Source organism: Arcticibacter sp. MXS-1 (assembly GCF_041902385.1).
In the GTDB taxonomy this organism is placed as follows: Bacteria; Bacteroidota; Bacteroidia; order Sphingobacteriales; family Sphingobacteriaceae; genus Arcticibacter.
On record NZ_CP169244.1, the window covers coordinates 175,335 to 192,321 of the forward strand.

The following is a 16,987-nucleotide window of genomic DNA, read 5'->3' on the forward strand; positions in this document are numbered from 1 at the left end:
CAGACTATAGTACATCGCGTTACCTGATAAACAGGCTACTCCCCCACTTGTTCCATTCCTACAACTGCCTTAATACCCCAACGAATATTCATTTACAAACACCTCAGCATTACTGCATTTTACTTCTCCTTAAGACTTGCCGCACATCGCTCGCTACTATAAACAGCCCAGCCTCACAACCTCCATCCTGTCCCCAAATCGATCTGACTCTTACAATCTGGCACAATGAGCACAACACGAAAAGCTGCTGCAAGCAATACCCTCCATATTACCAGGCAATACCGTGCAACCTTAAATCTCCACCACCTACAACTCACAACCTGCAACACGCCACCACTTAGTACTTGATACTAAGTTCTTGCTACCAAGCCTACCACACAACACCTCCAACACGCAACTACTTGATGCTTAATTCTCGCTACTAAATCCCCAACACACACAACCTACAACGCATAACCCGCAACACATCCCCCAGAACCCGCATCTACAACACACACCTCGCAACACATAACTCGAAGCACAACTCGCAACATACAACCTAGAACCTGCACCTACAACCCGCAACACATCCCCAGAACCTGCATCTACAACTCACAACCTACAACCTACAACCCACCCGCAACCTGCAACTCAAATCGGTTTCATTACAAATCCAAAGCGCTGGTCGCGGTAAGGGATCATATACTCCTTCAGCGGCCATGCACCCCAGCTGTCTATTCCCCCGAGGCCCGTTTGCTGCAGATCCACATGCAGATAGATGCGGTCTCCTTCCTTAAGCTCTCCTGAGTGATACTGCTTCTTATCCGGTCCCGGGTCAAGGTCATCCAGGCTGTAAGGCAAAGCAGAAAAGTTAAGTAAACTATCCTTCACCATCAGCCTCAGGCCCGCGCCCTTCTTATTCTCAAACTGCACCCATCGCACGTCGGTCTTATTACCACTCTCCTGAGGCCGCGCGTAAGGGAAATACTGCTCGCTTAGCTGCTGCGAATACAAACCAACAAGAGAGCCCGACTTCCTGTCCCAATAGTTTTCCCAGGGACCCCGTCCGTACCATTTTATCCCGCTAAGCTGCCTGGCCATCTCCATGTTAGTGCCTGCACGCATCAATAAGGGATAATTGCCCTTTAGTACCCGTAGTCGGTTATCCACCGAAATAGTACCATCCGCATAAATTAAAAAATTTTGCTCACAAACAGCATCCCCATTAAGAATACTTCTTTTGAAGAGCACCTCTATTGTCCCCTCGGGTCTTTGCTTCCATGAGGCTTCAATCGTCCTGCCCTCGGAGTAAGCATTACGCCAGGGGCGCATCGACTTGTTCAGGCCTGCGCCAATGTCATTGTCATTAGGCGCCCTCCAGAAGTCGGGAACCGGACCCTGATGCAGCACCACCGTTCCATTTACCCTATAAGTTCCCATCAACGCTTTCTCCATATCCATCTGCAGCGAAAACCTCTTGCCTGCCACGTCCAGCAGACTCCCCTTCTGAGCAACAGCAAGCTTAGCACCAGACGAGGTAAGGATTCTTTTTGTTGCAGGAGAAGAAAGCGGAAACTGTTCATAAGCGATCTCGTGCCCCGCAGGAAGAAAAGGTTCGGGCTGCTTCAGCACATAACGAACATTCAGGTGATACTCTTTCTCGCCGTCAGGAAAAGAGCCAAGAGGCAACTGAACCAAAGAAGAATCACCAGGACCTGTTTGCAGCAGGTTATAAGCCCCCCTCTTCTTTACCTTACCATCCTCCAGAAGTTCCCACCGGAGCAGGACATTCGACAGATCCCTGAAAAAGTACTCATTCTTCACCTGGAGCTTAAACTGATCTTTTAATACCGACTGCACCGGCTGAAGCACTTTCTTTACTTCAATTGCCATGGGGGTAAGCTGACGATAAGCTGCCACCACTCCTTTTACACAGAAATTATTATCGCTAAAATTGGGATCTGCAGGTCCCTCCAGCGGAAAATCGCCGCCATAAGCGAGGATGCGCCTTCCATTCTTTACCGTGTCTATCGACTGGTCCACCCACTCCCATATAAAGCCTCCCTGCAAATACGGATAATTCCGTATAGCATCCCAATACTCTTTAAAGTTCCCCAGGCCGTTACCCATAATATGGGCGTATTCACTCATGATCATTACACGATCAGGATTGCCCTTTGCAAACTGGATCATAGAAGAAGGTGCCGGATACTGTGGCACAATCAGGTCGGTGTTAAAATCCCATTCTGCCCGCTCGTACTGCACAGGCCGCCAGTCATGCTTCTTGAGCCATTCATACCCTTCATAGAAATTCACTCCATTCCCTGCCTCATTGCCCAGCGACCAGGTCACAATACTAGTGTAATTCTTGTCCCGTTCATACATCCGGCTGATCCTGTCGAGATGCGGAACCAGCCACTTCCTGTCATTCCCCAGCGTATAGGGTAGCTCATAACCCCTTCCATGCGACTCGATATTAGCCTCGTCTACCACATACAGACCATATTCGTCACACAGCTCCAGCCAGTACGGATCCGGAGGATAGTGCGATTGCCGCACTGCATTGATGTTCAGCTTCTTCATCATCTCCATATCCTTCAGCATGTCCTCACGGCTCAGTGCATGCCCATTCTTTGGATGATGTTCATGACGGTTCACCCCCTTCAGGAAAACTCTTTTGCCGTTCACCAGGAAATTCCGGTCCTTAATCTCTACCGAGCGAAAGCCCGCACGCTGAGGGATCACCTCCAGCACCTTTCCATTCTTATCCTTAAGCGTGATATACAAAGTATACAGATTCGGGACTTCCGCCGACCAGGTCTGCACATTCTCCACACGCCCCTTGAAACTCAGCACGCTCTTGTAATTACCCAAAACAGTATTAGGATTTTCGTTAGTACCGACAACCTGGCGGAAACCATCTTTCCCAACCAGCTCCAGCTCCACGCTGAAGGTATCTGGCACGCTATGAAAACCTGTTTTGTCTATTTTGTAATTATTTACTTCCACACTTACATCCAGGGTCCCGTGCCGATAAGATGGATCCAGTCCCGCTATCACCTTAAAGTCACGTATGTCGAGTTTAGGCCTTGAATAGAGATAGACCTCCCGCTCAATACCTGAAATCCTCCACATATCCTGGCACTCCAGATAGCTCGCATCACTCCAGCGATAGACCTGGAGCGCAATAATATTCTCGCCGGGCTTCACATACTGCGTGATGTCGAATTCTGCTTCCAGCTTGCTATCTTCACTGTACCCCACTTTTTCGCCATTAACCCATATAAAAAATGCCGACTTGACCGCTCCTAAATGGATGAACACCTGCCTGCCATCCCAGTTCTTCGGGATCAGCACCTTCTTCCGGTAAGATCCCACCGGATTGTTATGTTCAGGAATATCAAAAGGAGGATTCAGCTGCGCGTTCTTCTTCCCGTGCCCCGTGAACTCATAAGAAGTGTTGATATAAATGGGAGTACCGAAGCCGTGAAGCTCCCAGTTTGCAGGCACCTGAAAATTAGCCCATCCTGAGTCATCATAATCCCGCTTAAAAAAGTCATGAGGACGGAGCGCCGGTTCTTTCACCCAGTTGAATTTCCAGTCGCCGTTCAAGGACAAGAAATAAGCCGACTTCTCCTTCTGCCTGCGCTCTGCCAATCCTCTATTTTCGTAAGCATAGGCACTGGCCCGCATAGGCATCCTGTTAACCGACACGATCTCCGGTGTAGTCAGTTCAGTGGGCAGCTCCTGGGCTTTCAGGACAACTCCTGCAAAAAAGGCCATCGTCAGGCCAAATGCTCTTGAATATTTATTCACCTTGAAAAACTATAACGATCTCTGGCATTCCCAGAGGAATAAGACCTATCTCGAATAGAACAGACCCACTTCACTTACTATGGGATTAGCCCGAGACGACTCGATAACCAATCGCAGCTTCTCTGCACCAACAGGCGAAAAACGAAGGATTCGCTTATAGCCAACCGTTGTCCCATCTGTCACCTTTTTCCACTTACCTCCCTGAAACACATCCAGTCGAAACCGTTCTATGCGCTGACCTTTCCTGATGTTCTCCTGCAGGACAAGCAAATTAAATTCCTTCTCCGTTTTCAAGCTGAATACTAGTTGCGGAGTAGTGTTGCCGTCCTTTGCCGTCCACGCTGTCTCATCATTGCCGTCGGTAAGTTTCCTGATAACAGCAGAGCTTGCCCCTTCCACCACAGCATCCTGCAATACGTTATCTCTGAAGACCTCGTCAATTTTTCTTCTGAATCCCTCCAGGGCCCTCAAGTCGCTGTCGCTCAAAAGCCCCCGCTTATCAGGCGGAATATTGAGCAGCAGCACCCCGTTCCTTCCTACCGAACTAAAATAGATATCCAGAAGCTTATCAGCATTTTTTACTTCACTGTCTTCCTTTTCATGATAAAACCACCCCGGGCGGATAGACACGTCGATCTCTGCCGGATACCATACCAGGCTCTTAGCCTTAAGAAGCTTCTCACGGCTCCCAAGGTCTTCCTCCATCATGTTCATAGGAGCAAAACCGGCCTCCTTTTGAGAATTGGCAGCGACATTTTCCTGCACCAGAGCATCACCAGGAACAACACTCCATTCCGTTTCCCGCCCGTATCCCGATTCCGTACCTACCCAGCGCACGTCGGGCCCCATTACGGCAATCACTGCCGAGGGCTGAAGTTTCCGGATCAGCGCATACCAGCGGTTAAAATCATACACCTGCTTCTTCCCTTCAGGCCCCTCTCCGTTCGCACCGTCGAACCACACCTCGTCTACCTTCCCGTAATTGCTCAGAAGTTCCGTCAGCTGATTAATAAAATAGTCATTGTAACCAGGTGTGCCGAACGACTTATTGTTCCGGTCCCATGGCGAGAGGTACACGCCAAAGCCTACCCCGAATTCCCGGCACGCCTCGGCAACTTCCTTTACGACGTCGCCCTTCCCCAATTTCCAGGGACTGCTTTTAACAGAATGATCAGTATAGGCCGAGGGCCACAGGCAAAAGCCGTCGTGATGCTTTGCTGTGAGGATCACCTGCTTAAAGCCCGCCGCCTTGCAGGCCCCGATCCACTGCCTGGCATCAAGATCAGAGGGATTAAACAAACCCGGATCTTCACCGCCATCGCCCCACTCGCGCCCGGTAAACGTATTAATACCAAAGTGGAGAAAGGCGGTGAGCTCCAGCTTCTGCCACCTCAGCTGCCGTGCAGAAGGAACGACCTTTACAGCCTTACGAATAATATCAGCCTGCGTATCCGATGCATCGATCTTGACAAAACTTTTTTTATCGATGACCTGAGACTGTCCTCTCTGCCCGAACAGCAGAAAATATACCGCCAAAACGAAAACTGCCGGTGTGCGTCGTATTTTCAATAGTCGATGATCCATCTATCTAACTTAATCATAATAGTCAAACTGCCCTTTGCGATTTCGCCCCGCGCCTCTTTGAGGTCCCGGGTCAGTGATCACAATAGTCAAATTGTATCTCCCTTTCCAAGTCAAACCTCCCACCCTATATCCCTGTCGTTCCAGGGAGGCGTTAGTACCACGCTCGTTTTAAAATAGCAGTTCTGTTCACGGCAGCCCTGGACGATGGGGCGCTGACAACAGGCTCCAGAGCATTTTCAGCACCTGTATCATTTTCCTCAGCTCTTTTCAAAATTACTTCTCAACTCTTAAAATTCTTATCTACTTTTAGTAACGATTTAATGCTCTACTATGGCCAGCTACAAAACTATCGAATACACAGATGTGGAGGAGTTCCAGGAGGAACTAAATAAAGAGTGTCGGCTCGGCGTTTACCGTGTCGTCTCCTCCAACGCACATTACAACCCCAAAGCTCAAACTACGGTATACTTCGCGCTTTTAGAAATGCAAGGGCCGGGTGATCTTCTATACGACATCAACCAGGAGCTGCAATACCTCTCCTCTAAATCCGATTAACAACAAGAAGCTCACGCTAAAGAAAAACACTCATGAGCTGTGCTCATAAACAGGAGGTCAAGCTGATTGAGTGTTTTTGTGTCCAATAAAACTTAGCGAAGCGATCTCATTGAGGGCCTTCAAAAAGCAATTAATCATCTCAATAAGCCAAATACACTTTCACCAAAAAAGCGTTCTTCTGTCTTCTCGCCCTGCACATGATTGGGGCATCAGGTCTTTGAGAAAGAGAGAGGGGCACAATCGCAGGAGAACCTTTTGCCGACCAGTCAGGCGACTGGGGAATAAGATTAAATTGGGCGATGGTTGCCTCCTAACGCCCCTCGGAGCGCAAACATACAGGCCCACGAAACGTTCAAGAGTACTCGGCAATGGAACTAAAAGAGAAGCAAGATCATCTCAACGACCATAGAGAAGCGATGATCCTAAAGAAGCTAGAAAGCATAACACTCTTAATAAACATCACAAAGCAATTTCTCCAAGTCCATTAAAAACCAGTGCCGCATAGGCATCAACCCTCAGAAAAAAGAGACCTATAGCGCAGAAAAGCACTACAAATGATAAGCAAAAAACGAATACGGATTCCCGCCCCATAAGAAGGCAAAGAAGCCGTATTCCATATCAGCGCGGGAGCGCTGTTTGTGTTAATTATTCCTCGCCGGAATTTCTATCCTCGTAACTTCTGCTGTAGCCGCCTTTATTAAAGCCGCCACCACGATTGCCGCCGAAACCACCTCTGCGGTTATTGTTCTGAACTTTCTCCTCTGCCTGCGCTACAGCAATAGCGCGGCCATAGATTTCCAGACCGTTAAGATCTGCTATTGCCTTCCGGGCTTGCTCGTCGTCCGGCATTTCAACAAAGCCGAAGCCCTTTTTCTTACCGGTTTCCTTATCAAGTACTAGTTTAACCGAAGAAACTTCACCATATTCTTCAAATGTCTCCCGGATGTCGTTTTCTTCCAGTTTAAAAGGCAGACTTGCCACGAAAATTTTCATTGTAGTAATTTGTTTGAGAGTTAGGGGGAATGGAGTATGAATTATTTATTAATTGTGATTGTTATCGGAGATAAGTTTTTTTGTTCAGACAGATGCGTTAAATTTCCTACAAGATACAAAGAATTATCTTTCCAAATAATTTTTTTTAAAATTGAAGTATAAATACTGAACCCTCCCCTTCTCGCGACTGAACCTGTATATTTCCCTTGTGCAGAAGCATAATCTGTTTACATAAACTTAAGCCAATGCCACTGCCGGTTTTCTTAGTACTAAAAAAGGGCACAAAGATCTGTTCCTGAATCTCCTGCGATATTCCGTAGCCGTTATCTGCCACCTGAATGATCGTCCTTTTTCCCGCAGTCTGACTGGCCGAAAGCGAGATCAGGGGAGCCAACTTTTCCTTTACCGCGTCTATTGAATTGACAACCAGATTGATCAGTACCTGCTCAATCAGGTTCGTATCCACCTCCAGCTGCAAACCGGGGTCCTTGAGGATGATATCCAACTCAATATCCTTATTTTCCAGCGTCGGTTGCATCAGCTGGTACAAATTCTCGAACAAGTCGCGAACGTAGACGGTCTTCAGGTTTAGGGTCTTAATCTTATTCAGCGTTCGGTAAGTCTCCGCAAAACGAAGGAGCCCCTCACTCCTGCGCTTGATCGCCTCTATTCCCACGCGGATGTCATCAGTTGTGCAGGGATCTTCAGCAGGATTCGAAGCAGAGCCCTCCAGCCGCGTTTTCAACGTGTCTGCCAATGAAGAGATTGGAGCCACCGAGTTCATGATCTCGTGAGTCAGCACACTTAACAGCTTTTGCCACGCTTTCGCCTCAGTCTCATCCAGCGCCTCGTTGATATTCTGAAAAGCCACCAGCTTATATTTTTTCCCTCCGTTTGAAACGCCGTCGCAGAGAGCAGCACCTTAAACGATGCAGACTCCGGATGAATGGAAACAATCTTGTTCTCCCCCGGAGTCAAGCTCAGCACCTCCCTGTAGAGCACCTTATCCCGATGGTTAAGCGAGTGAATGCCTTTTAAATAAGGCAGTCGCAAAAGCTTTTTCAGCGACTCATTCATCCAAAGCACGTCCCCGTCTGCCTCTTCATACGACAAGATCCCCGTTTCGAGCATTTCCAGGATCCGCTGGAGGTATTGATATTGCGTCTCCTTCTCTCTCGAAATACGTTTCAGGATGGCATTAATACAATTAAAGCCCTTGCGGAGAGGCCGAAGGTTAGCCGGAGCATGCCGAATATCAAAATTCCTCGAAAAGTCACGATAGTGAACGGCCTCCACGAAGTCATTGATCTCATAATACACTTCCAGCTGCCACTTGCACAAGCGATAGATCAGATAGATCAGAACCGGCACCATTAAAAAAAGGTAGCTGTACAGCCCCTTCACAATCAGCCACGCCGTTACAGCAGTACACACAAACAGCAAAAGCACCCGGGCAATAATGATCCATTGAATTCTGTACATGCTGGAGAGAGGTTCTGTATCTTGATAGGACGCTTTTATCTTTTAAGCTTCAGCGAGTTTACAAAAAATGACGCAATTGCGCAATAAAGTCTCGTGCCGAGTTCGCTTCATCTCCTGTAAAGACGATTCCCGCAGCTTGGGTGTTACACAGGGTTCAAGTCTTATCTGTACAACGACTGTCACGTTTAAAACACAATCCGTATTCAGAACCACCGTCTGCCCTCACTCCATCAGCATATTTTCGAAGCCCTCAATAATAGAATGCAATGATTCTCCGTATATCATTTCAGCGCTTTCAATCGTCTGATCCTGCACTAATTTCAGAAGCTTATCTTTTCCCCCCTTCAGAGGCAATTCTTAGAGGTTCAATTCCGCCGTCTCTCCGCGGAGACAGTCTTAATGAAATGATTAATTTAGCGGATCACCGTCGGTTTTGCAGGTCAAATAGAGCGGGTTTAAAACAACTGCGTACAAAGGCCGATTCACAAAACTAATGATGAGTAATTTAAAGATTGATAGGCCGGCTTTTTTTCAGAGCGAAAGACGAGATTCGAACTCGCGACCCCAACCTTGGCAAGGTTGTGCTCTACCAACTGAGCTACTTTCGCTTGTATTACCCCTGCGGGGGCCACAAATATAGGCACTAAAAAACAAATCGCAAGGAGAAATTTAATTATTACCCGAACCCCTTGATAATTAAAGAATACCGGGTTACATTTACAAACCGGGCAACCAAATAACCTAACAACAATGAAAACACTGCTCCTGTCTGTCCTTATCGCACTGAGCTTAGCGAGCTGCAAGAAAGTACCCTACTACGGAACCGCCTCCATCAAAGTTACCAGCACTGCACCCAATCCCGATATTTATATTGCCCTCTATCAGGGATGGATCAACCCGGCCCCCAAAGACCTCATCGATCCAGAAAACGGCTATTACTGTCTCGGAGTAGTGAACAAGTCGGAAGACTCGCAAAAGCTGCCTCTCGGAGCTTACACCGTCCTCGTGGTCGACAAGAACAACTTCGTATACTCGTTCAAAAAGTTCGTGATTAATGATGGCGATGATATCAAGATCGAGAAACAGCTCGACCAAACCGGAAGCTACCGGACCTTCGCCCTCGACGGATGGTAAACGACTCTTCTAAATGTCATACTTACTCAGCCTGCGGTACAAGGCCGTCCTGGTAATTCCAAGCTCCTTCGCAGCACGGCTGATATTCCCCTGATGCTTCTCAATCACCCGCATAATGGTGTTCTTCTCCAGGTTCTCAAGGTTCGTATCTTCCTGTTGCTGCGTCATACTGCTTGCCGATTCAATAGGCGAAAAGATAAGATCACCCGCTGACAGCCTGTTCCCTTCCGACATGATCACCGCCCGTTCAATGGTGTATTGAAGCTCACGCACATTCCCCGGAAAATGATACTGCATCAGCTTGTCTATCGCCCTCCCGTCAAGCTCAGGCAAACTCTTCATATATTTAGCCGAATAGATCCTGATGAAGTGATTAGCCAGTAAAATAACGTCCGCTCCCCTCTTCCGCAAAGGCGGCACCATGATCTCAACCGTATTGATCCGGTAGATCAGGTCTTTACGGAAGCGACTATCACTCGCCAGTTCATGCAGGGGCACGTTGGTCGCACAGATCAGCCTGATGTCTACAGGGACAGTATCGTTGCTTCCCAGCTTCTGTATCCTGCGGTTCTGCAAAACCGTCAGCAGTTTGGCCTGCTGCTGCAGACTGATATTTCCGATCTCATCAAGAAAGAGCGTCCCCCCGTTAGCCGCTTCAAATCTTCCTGTCCTATCTTCGCGAGCGTCGGTAAAAGCTCCTTTTTATGGCCGAACAGCTCACTCTCAAAAAGCGTTTCAGTAAGCGCCCCCACGTCCACCTTCACAAAGGGCTTCTCCTTGCGCAGCGACTGCTGATGGATGGCTTGCGCAATCAGGTCCTTCCCCGTTCCATTTTCGCCCAGGATCAGAATGTTCGCATCGGTAGGCGCAATCTTCCTGACTTTGTAGAAAATGTCTTCCATCGCCTCCGACTCACCGATGATCGGCGTGGCATTGTCCTCCTGCTGAATGGTCTTCTTCTTTCCCGGCGACTTGGCCTGATGCTCAAGCGCCTCCTCGATCGTTTGCAGCAGCTTCTCATTCTGCCAGGGCTTTACCACAAAGTCCGAAGCACCTTCTTTTAACGAGCGGACAGCCAAATCAATCCCTCCATAGGCAGTGATCATAATCACCGCCGCAGCAGGGTGAAGCTGCTTCACCTTCCGAAGCCAGAACAGGCCCTCGTTCCCTGTATTGATGGAGCTCTTGAAGTTCATGTCAAGCAGGATCAGGTCATATCGTGTAGCTGCAAGAAGAGAAGGAATATTCTCCGGATTCTTGTCTGTCACCACTTCTTTAGCCTGCGGTTTAAGTAACAACCGGACGGCCGTCAGAACATCCGGATCATCATCTACCACAAGTACAGAGGCGTGTTTTAACTGCATAAGTTTATAGGTGAAAACCAAAAATACACATTATTATCATCAATACACTCCCCTCCGCGTGGAACAGGAGCCGTACCGACGCCTCTTCAAAGACGATAAAAACAAAAAAACGTTACAGGCCGGCAGCAATACCAGCGTTCGCGGAACATCTTCCCCCGGAAAATCACCAGCTAAGACCCCTCCCCAGGGAGCTCAGAATCCCGCCGCTGCGACAAATCAAGACGTTTTCAGAAGCGCTCTTCCCGGGCAGATATTGATTCTGTCTGTTTCAGTTATAATCATATATCCTTCTTTTGCGGGCATCTGTAGGTCTAAGTATCCTCGAACGGTTGTACGTCGAGTATCCCTTCCTGGGAACGTCTGGAAACCTTTTGACGTCGCAACGCTGGATCGGTCGTCCCAGTTGTATGAATTGTACGCCCAGGACAACCAAGTCCAGTGTTAACGCAACAGACTCCTCTCCAGTCCAGCAGAAGGAATGGTCTATTTCCTTATCAGCCTCACATCAAAGACACGGGCCGTCTCTGCCCCGTCCTTTGCCTGGAACTTCACGATCATCGTCTCCTTTCCATCCTTCAGGGCAAGTTCAGGAATTGCCAAATCCACCTGATAAAACTGATTTTCGGGTCCCCTGGGCTGAGCAGCAGTGTTGATCTTCACGCCATTGACCAGAATATCGAAGGCAGAAGGCTGATCGGCACTGAAGTACGTCACACGAAGTACCTTTCCATTTTTGTTCCGATTCGTCAGACGATAGCTGAACCATCCTTTGGCCTGCCGGTAATGACGATCCTTAAACACGCCGGTCTCCGTCTTTTCCCCCTCAAAGAAATGGTCCGACTCGGGCTGCTGTTCACCCGGACTTACCTGGTCGACGGTAATTTCAGCGAGGCGCTCTTTTACCTCGTCCATCTCTGCGAGCTTCTTCTGGCGCTCAGCAAGGGTCGCCCGAGTAGCCCATGGCCAGTAGATCGTGTACCGGCTGTCGTGTACCATGAAAAAAGGCATCAGCTCGTGATGCGCATAGGATGCCGGATAAATTACGGATGCAGCATTAAAGGTGAGCTTCTGTGGATCTTCTAAACGGATTTGCGACGCTAACTCCGACTTATCACCGAGCAGAAAGGGCGCATTCTTCAACGGCGCCAGGCTTCCTGAGGCTATATGTCCCATCCGGCTGCCGTCAGCGACAAGTCCCTTCATATCTGTACTGTCCATCTTCGCAGCCAGAACGATTGGGCCACGAAGGACCGCTACAAATCCTGAATGATCAGGAAGATCTTCAACTGTAGTCGACATCGACATTGTCACCACGATCCGGTCGCCTGCCTTCCACTTGCGCTGCAACGATATATACGAACCGGGACTGCCTTTTACCGGCTCCTCCTTGCCGTTCACTTTCACCTTCAGTGCCCCTGCTTTCACCCAGGCAGGGTAACGAAGATTGACGGCAAAAGCAGGACCCGGCTTCCCTCCTATTGTAATTTCCGATTGCTCGCTAAAGGGGAACTGTGTTCGCTGCACAATCTTCACTCCCTTTTCTTTCCACTCGAGTGTTGAAGCAATAAAAAGGTTAACAAAAAGAGCATCCTTTGTATGCGAATAAATCAGTTCGCCATACTTCGCGTGATTCTCCATACCCGAACCCACACAACACCAGAAACTCTCCTGAGGACTTGAATAAACACGGTAGTGATCCGGCCGCAAAGGGGTAAAATATACAAGTCCCCCGCGGGTCGGATGCTGAGTAGACAAGATATGGTTATAGAGCGTACGCTCATAGTAATCCACATAATCCGCCTTGCCTTCCGCCTCAAACAACATTTTACTGAGCTTCAGCATATTGTAAGAGTTGCACGTCTCAGGCCCCTGCACGTCGGTCACCATCGAAGAAAAATCAGTCGACGGGTGAAAATGCTCACGTACGCTGTTTCCCCCAATCACCGAAGTGCGGTTATGAACAACCGTTTCCCAGAAAAACCGGGCAGCAGTCCGGTAGGCCGGATCATTTGCCAACTCCCCGATCCGCTCAAACCCGATCACCTTCGGGATTTGCGTATTGGCATGCAGTCCGTTCAGCTGGTCTCGCTCTTCCTCCAGCGGATTAAGGATCCTGCGGTCACTAAACCGCTTGGCGAGCTCCAGGTACGTCTGATCCCCGGTGAAAGCCGCAACGTCTGCGAAGATCTCATTCATCCCGCCGTGCTCCGACTTCAGCATTTCCTGAATCTGCGCATCGCTTAACCCCGACAGGAGCTTCAAGCTCCAGCCCGAGAGATTCAGGAGCATCGTCTTCGCCTGTTCATTGCCAGTAAAGACATACGCATCACGAAGTCCCGCATAGAGTTTATGAATGTTATACCAGGGCACCCATTTGTGATTGAGCGAGAACGCACCCGCATCAATCTTGCCCGCTGCAATATCATTCCACATGGCCAGTCCCCCGGCACGCCGCCGATATAGCCGTTTCCGTTCTTGTCCTGACATCTCTTCAGCTCCGCGAGCATATAATTCAGCCGATCAAGTACAGCCTGATTCCCTGTAGAAGCATACATCAGCGACAAAGCCGTCAGATAGTGCCCGCCGATATGTCCGTCAAGTCCCGTATTCTCCCAGTTCCCGTAGCTTTCCTTTTTAGGACTCAGCCCGGCTTCTCGCAGGTAGGGCGACAGAAGCCGGTCAGGATCGAGTGACATACTGTACTCCAAGTCGCGCTGCTGAGCGGCCAGAAAGGGCCCCTCGTTAAGCCGCACCGCGCTCAGCGGGAAAGGCGACCGTACTCGTGTGTTAAAGTTTATCTGTTGGGCTTGGGCGACTTCTTGTTTGGTCGCTGACGCTAACATCAGAACCGCTGCTAAAATATTTTTTGCATTTCGGATTACCATATCGTTCCTTGTGGTGGTTAGTGATAAAATTCATACGGTCGTTGGGACAGGGTTTCAACTATGATCTCTTATAATTGGAGCCACAACCTTTGCTTGCGGCTGAATCAAGAAAGAGCTAGTTACCATCTTAACTATGCAGACCTCCCCTCCCACGGAAAATAAAAGCTACTATTTCTTCATAAGCCTCAAGCCAAACCGCATGCAAACCGGATTTAAAGATCGCCCTGAACGCAGATTCATCCCCATCCCTGAGGGCGTATACAAGCTGCAGATCAATTTCGGCCGGACGACGCATATAGTGGTTAGTCTATAAATGTCAATATTACATTATTTAGATTAAAAATACAAAGACTCAATCACCCTCCGGGCAAGCAAAGTTTTCCACCTTCCAAAAAATATTCAGGAGGCTGCGCTTTCAAACGGGGATGAAAGTTGATTGAGTGTTCTTCTTGGCCATTGAAAAACAAAAAAACAATACCGGCAACCAGAATAAAAGACTAGACTGATCACCGGTATCGGTTGCTCTTAAAGTATTTCGCGGTCAGAGGCAAAGGCGGGCCAAAGACAAGGCCTGACACCTGATCCCCGTTCTAACAGGGCACTACTTGTTCGTCACGGTTACTTCGGATCCAGTATAGCGCCTATCCTGGCATCAAGATCCTGAAGGTGGTACCGGCTCATCCCCTTAAATGCAGGAATAGCTTTGCGGATATCCCTCCTCAGCTCCGCCAGGTGCGCCCGTGCAGCACTTGATACGTCGCTGGCGGTAGGATCAGGCGACCTGTAAAAAGTAAAGACACCAGCAGCTACCGGCGCCGGAGCCTGAAGGAGCTTAGACAAATTATCGACATAGGCCTTCTGAAGGTTCCTCTTAAACACATCGATCTGTGCACGACTGGAAAGTTCAGACCACACGCCGCCCTTCAAATCAGTAAAGAGGTTAAACACCGTATAGCTTTTGCCTCCGCCTAATGCCTCCGCACTGATCAGCCTGCTTATCACTGCCGGACTCAGAAGTCTGCTCAGGGTATTGGTCTGCACGTTTCGCACCATCACCAGGGGATCAGCGCCCGTCTGGCTCACCAGCGCTTTATTCACCAGCCAGTCGGGCGTAGCAAAAAGCTGACGGTTGAGGAAACTTACAGCCTCCTTCTGCCTTGCGTAGGGAACTGGCTGATACACAGAGCCCGGCTCTTCTACTGTTTTAGGTGTAGCATAGACGCCGCCTACATTCTTTGCCACGTGTCCCATATACCGGTTGAACTGATTCACCACTTCGCTATAAAGCGTCCTTGCGTCGTCATACCCCTCATTTGGCTGACGGGTCCAGCTAAGGAGATTGGGCAGAATTCTCTTCAGGTTCTTAATCCCGTAGCTGCTGGCCAGCATGGCGTTATCGCCCAGATCCTCGCTCTGGCATCTCGGATCGCTCGGATCACTTTCTGTTCCGAACCAGAGCCTCTTATTCTTGCCAAGCTCACTGATCACCCATTTATTTAATGCAGGAGTCTCCTGCGCTGCCGTCTTATATTCAGGGAACCAGCGGTATCCCCACTCGATCGCCCACTTATCATAGTCGCCGATCCGTGGAAACAGCCCCTTTTCGCCAACACCATCCTCAGGCTGAGCCACATAGTTGAAACGGGCATAATCCATAATGGAGGGAGTGTGACCGTTTGCCTCCACCCATTGCTTGTCGCGAAGCTTTTCCACCGACACGGTAGACGAAGACCCGAAATTGTGCCTTAATCCCAACGTATGCCCCACCTCATGCGATGACACAAAGCGGATCAGCTGTCCCATCAGCTCGTCGTCGAACTTCATCTTCCTGGCCCTCGGATCTACCGCCGCTGTCTGGATCAGGTACCAGTTTCGCACCAGGCTCATCACGTTGTGGTACCAGTTAATGTGCGTCTCCAGGATCTCACCTGATCGCGGGTCGTGCACGTGCGGACCGCTGGCATTCGGAATATCAGAGGGCTTATACACAATTGCATTATGACGGGCGTCGTCGATGCTCCAGTCTTTATCTTTCGGCGCTTCCTTTGCATAGATCGCGTTTTTAAAGCCAGCCTTTTCAAAAGCCACCTGCCAGTCGTTCACCCCCTGTACCAGGTAGGGCACCCATTTCTTCGGAGTAGCCGGATCTATATAAAAGACAATGGGCTTCCTGGGTTCCACCAGTTCGCCTCTCTTGTATTTCTCAACATCCTCATCTTTCGGCTCCAGCCTCCACCGTGTGACCAGCGATATCCTTTTGACCCCTTGCGGGTTGGTGTCGAAGTCCACATATCCGGTCGCAAAATATCCCACGCGAGGATCAAAGTACCGGGCCTGCATAGGCTTTGCCGGCAGCAGGACAAGCGAGCTGTTCAGCTCATAGGTAAGAGGTCCGCCAGATGAAGCGGGTGTAGGTCCTGAGCTACGGGTATAGGTTTTCACCGTCCTGATCTCCACATTCATGGGAAAAGAGCGGATACCCTGGATATAACTGCGGTCAGATTGAAGTCCCCCGATTGACAGGGCCTTCTTCACCTCCGAGTGAAAGAAGAAAATATCGTTATCGCCGTTCAGGTAGTCGGTCACATCAATAACGGCACCGGCATTTTTACCAGCCGAATCCTGCGCTAGCGCCTTTATATCAAATGCCGCCACAATCGGCTGCAAGTTCGAGTTGAGCACCGACAGGTACATACCGGTGGTATCCTGAGCACGCTCAGAGAATGACACGCTTCTCAGAAAGATCCTGTTAGAAGGCCCCTTCTCGAAGCGGATCACATTATCGTTCACCTGATCGCCCGCATAGCCCATCATAGACGCACGCACGTCAGCCGCACTTTTACTGATCCTGCTAACAACCAGCATATCGCGGCTCGTTAGCGAATCAGGAATTTCGAAAAAGTATCGTTCATCAACCTTGTGTACCTTGAAAAGGCCCGTATCTGTTTTCGCCTTTGCGGTGATCACCTCTTTGTAGGGCTTAGGCCCCTGCATGGATGGCCGGTTAATATTGGACGGCGCATTTGCCCCTCCGGCAGTGGTAAGCACAATAGGAGACTGAGCCCCCGGCTTTTTCTTTTTAAACACAGTACAGCCACTTACCAGGATTGTGGCAGCAAGGAACAAGGAACTTAATTTTCGCATTGATTTTTTAGAATATTCAACAGATCTTGACCAACTTAATCGTGATGCAAC

10 protein-coding genes, 1 tRNA gene and 2 pseudogenes are annotated in these 16,987 nt (G+C 49.3%); 2 read left to right on the top strand and 11 right to left on the bottom strand.

Annotation, left to right across the window (positions count from 1 at the left end):
* Positions 1–630: 630 nt before the first annotated feature.
* Positions 631–3,795: a glycoside hydrolase family 2 TIM barrel-domain containing protein gene (locus ACES2C_RS00645; RefSeq protein ID WP_374165105.1), complete on the bottom strand. Its 3,165-nt coding sequence runs from the start codon at positions 3,793–3,795 to the stop codon at positions 631–633.
* A 45-nt stretch (positions 3,796–3,840) separates the two neighbouring features.
* Entirely contained in the window at positions 3,841–5,379 is a 1,539-nt protein-coding gene (locus tag ACES2C_RS00650) for an alpha-L-fucosidase (protein WP_374165106.1), read from the bottom strand.
* A gap of 330 nt (positions 5,380–5,709) precedes the next feature.
* Here ACES2C_RS00650 and ACES2C_RS00655 point away from each other — a divergent pair, with 330 nt between their 5' ends.
* Positions 5,710–5,934: a hypothetical protein gene (locus ACES2C_RS00655; RefSeq protein ID WP_374165107.1), complete on the top strand. Its 225-nt coding sequence runs from the start codon at positions 5,710–5,712 to the stop codon at positions 5,932–5,934.
* Between the two features lie 645 nt (positions 5,935–6,579).
* Here ACES2C_RS00655 and ACES2C_RS00660 read toward each other — a convergent pair.
* The 4 genes from ACES2C_RS00660 to ACES2C_RS00675 all read right to left on the bottom strand — a co-directional run bounded on the left by ACES2C_RS00660 (position 6,580) and on the right by ACES2C_RS00675 (position 9,017).
* On the bottom strand, positions 6,580–6,927 hold the full coding sequence (locus tag ACES2C_RS00660; RefSeq protein WP_374165108.1) for an RNA recognition motif domain-containing protein: 348 nt from the start codon (positions 6,925–6,927) through the stop codon (positions 6,580–6,582).
* Positions 6,928–7,072: 145 nt separating this feature from the next.
* Positions 7,073–7,798: a PAS domain-containing sensor histidine kinase gene (locus ACES2C_RS00665; RefSeq protein WP_374165109.1), complete on the bottom strand. Its 726-nt coding sequence runs from the start codon at positions 7,796–7,798 to the stop codon at positions 7,073–7,075.
* Positions 7,732–8,409 (bottom strand): hypothetical protein, encoded by a 678-nt coding sequence (locus tag ACES2C_RS00670; RefSeq protein WP_374165110.1) that lies wholly within the window; start codon positions 8,407–8,409, stop codon positions 7,732–7,734. Before ACES2C_RS00670 ends, ACES2C_RS00665 begins: the two co-directional genes overlap by 67 nt.
* Before the next feature lie 535 nt (positions 8,410–8,944).
* Positions 8,945–9,017 (bottom strand) — tRNA-Gly (locus tag ACES2C_RS00675).
* Positions 9,018–9,159: 142 nt separating this feature from the next.
* On the opposite strand from ACES2C_RS00675, the gene ACES2C_RS00680 reads away from it, so the two are divergent.
* A complete protein-coding gene (locus tag ACES2C_RS00680) occupies positions 9,160–9,543 on the top strand; it encodes a hypothetical protein (RefSeq protein ID WP_374165111.1) in 384 nt (127 codons plus the stop codon).
* Positions 9,544–9,552: 9 nt separating this feature from the next.
* Here ACES2C_RS00680 and ACES2C_RS00685 read toward each other — a convergent pair whose 3' ends face one another.
* The 5 genes and pseudogenes from ACES2C_RS00685 to ACES2C_RS00705 all read right to left on the bottom strand — a co-directional run bounded on the left by ACES2C_RS00685 (position 9,553) and on the right by ACES2C_RS00705 (position 16,936).
* Entirely contained in the window at positions 9,553–9,966 is a 414-nt protein-coding gene (locus ACES2C_RS00685) for a helix-turn-helix domain-containing protein (RefSeq protein WP_374167007.1), read from the bottom strand.
* A gap of 29 nt (positions 9,967–9,995) precedes the next feature.
* Positions 9,996–10,907: pseudogene (locus ACES2C_RS00690) on the bottom strand (sigma-54-dependent transcriptional regulator); the annotation flags it as partial.
* Positions 10,908–11,390: 483 nt separating this feature from the next.
* Complete coding sequence (locus tag ACES2C_RS00695; RefSeq protein WP_374165112.1) at positions 11,391–13,394, bottom strand: beta-L-arabinofuranosidase domain-containing protein; 2,004 nt, start codon at positions 13,392–13,394, stop codon at positions 11,391–11,393.
* A 17-nt stretch (positions 13,395–13,411) separates the two neighbouring features.
* Positions 13,412–13,792 (bottom strand): annotated as a pseudogene (locus ACES2C_RS00700) (beta-L-arabinofuranosidase domain-containing protein); the annotation flags it as partial.
* 618 nt (positions 13,793–14,410) lie between these two features.
* Positions 14,411–16,936 carry a zinc-dependent metalloprotease gene (locus ACES2C_RS00705; protein WP_374165113.1) on the bottom strand — a complete coding sequence of 842 codons (2,526 nt, stop codon included), beginning with the start codon at positions 16,934–16,936 and terminating at the stop codon, positions 14,411–14,413.
* Positions 16,937–16,987: the final 51 nt, after the last annotated feature.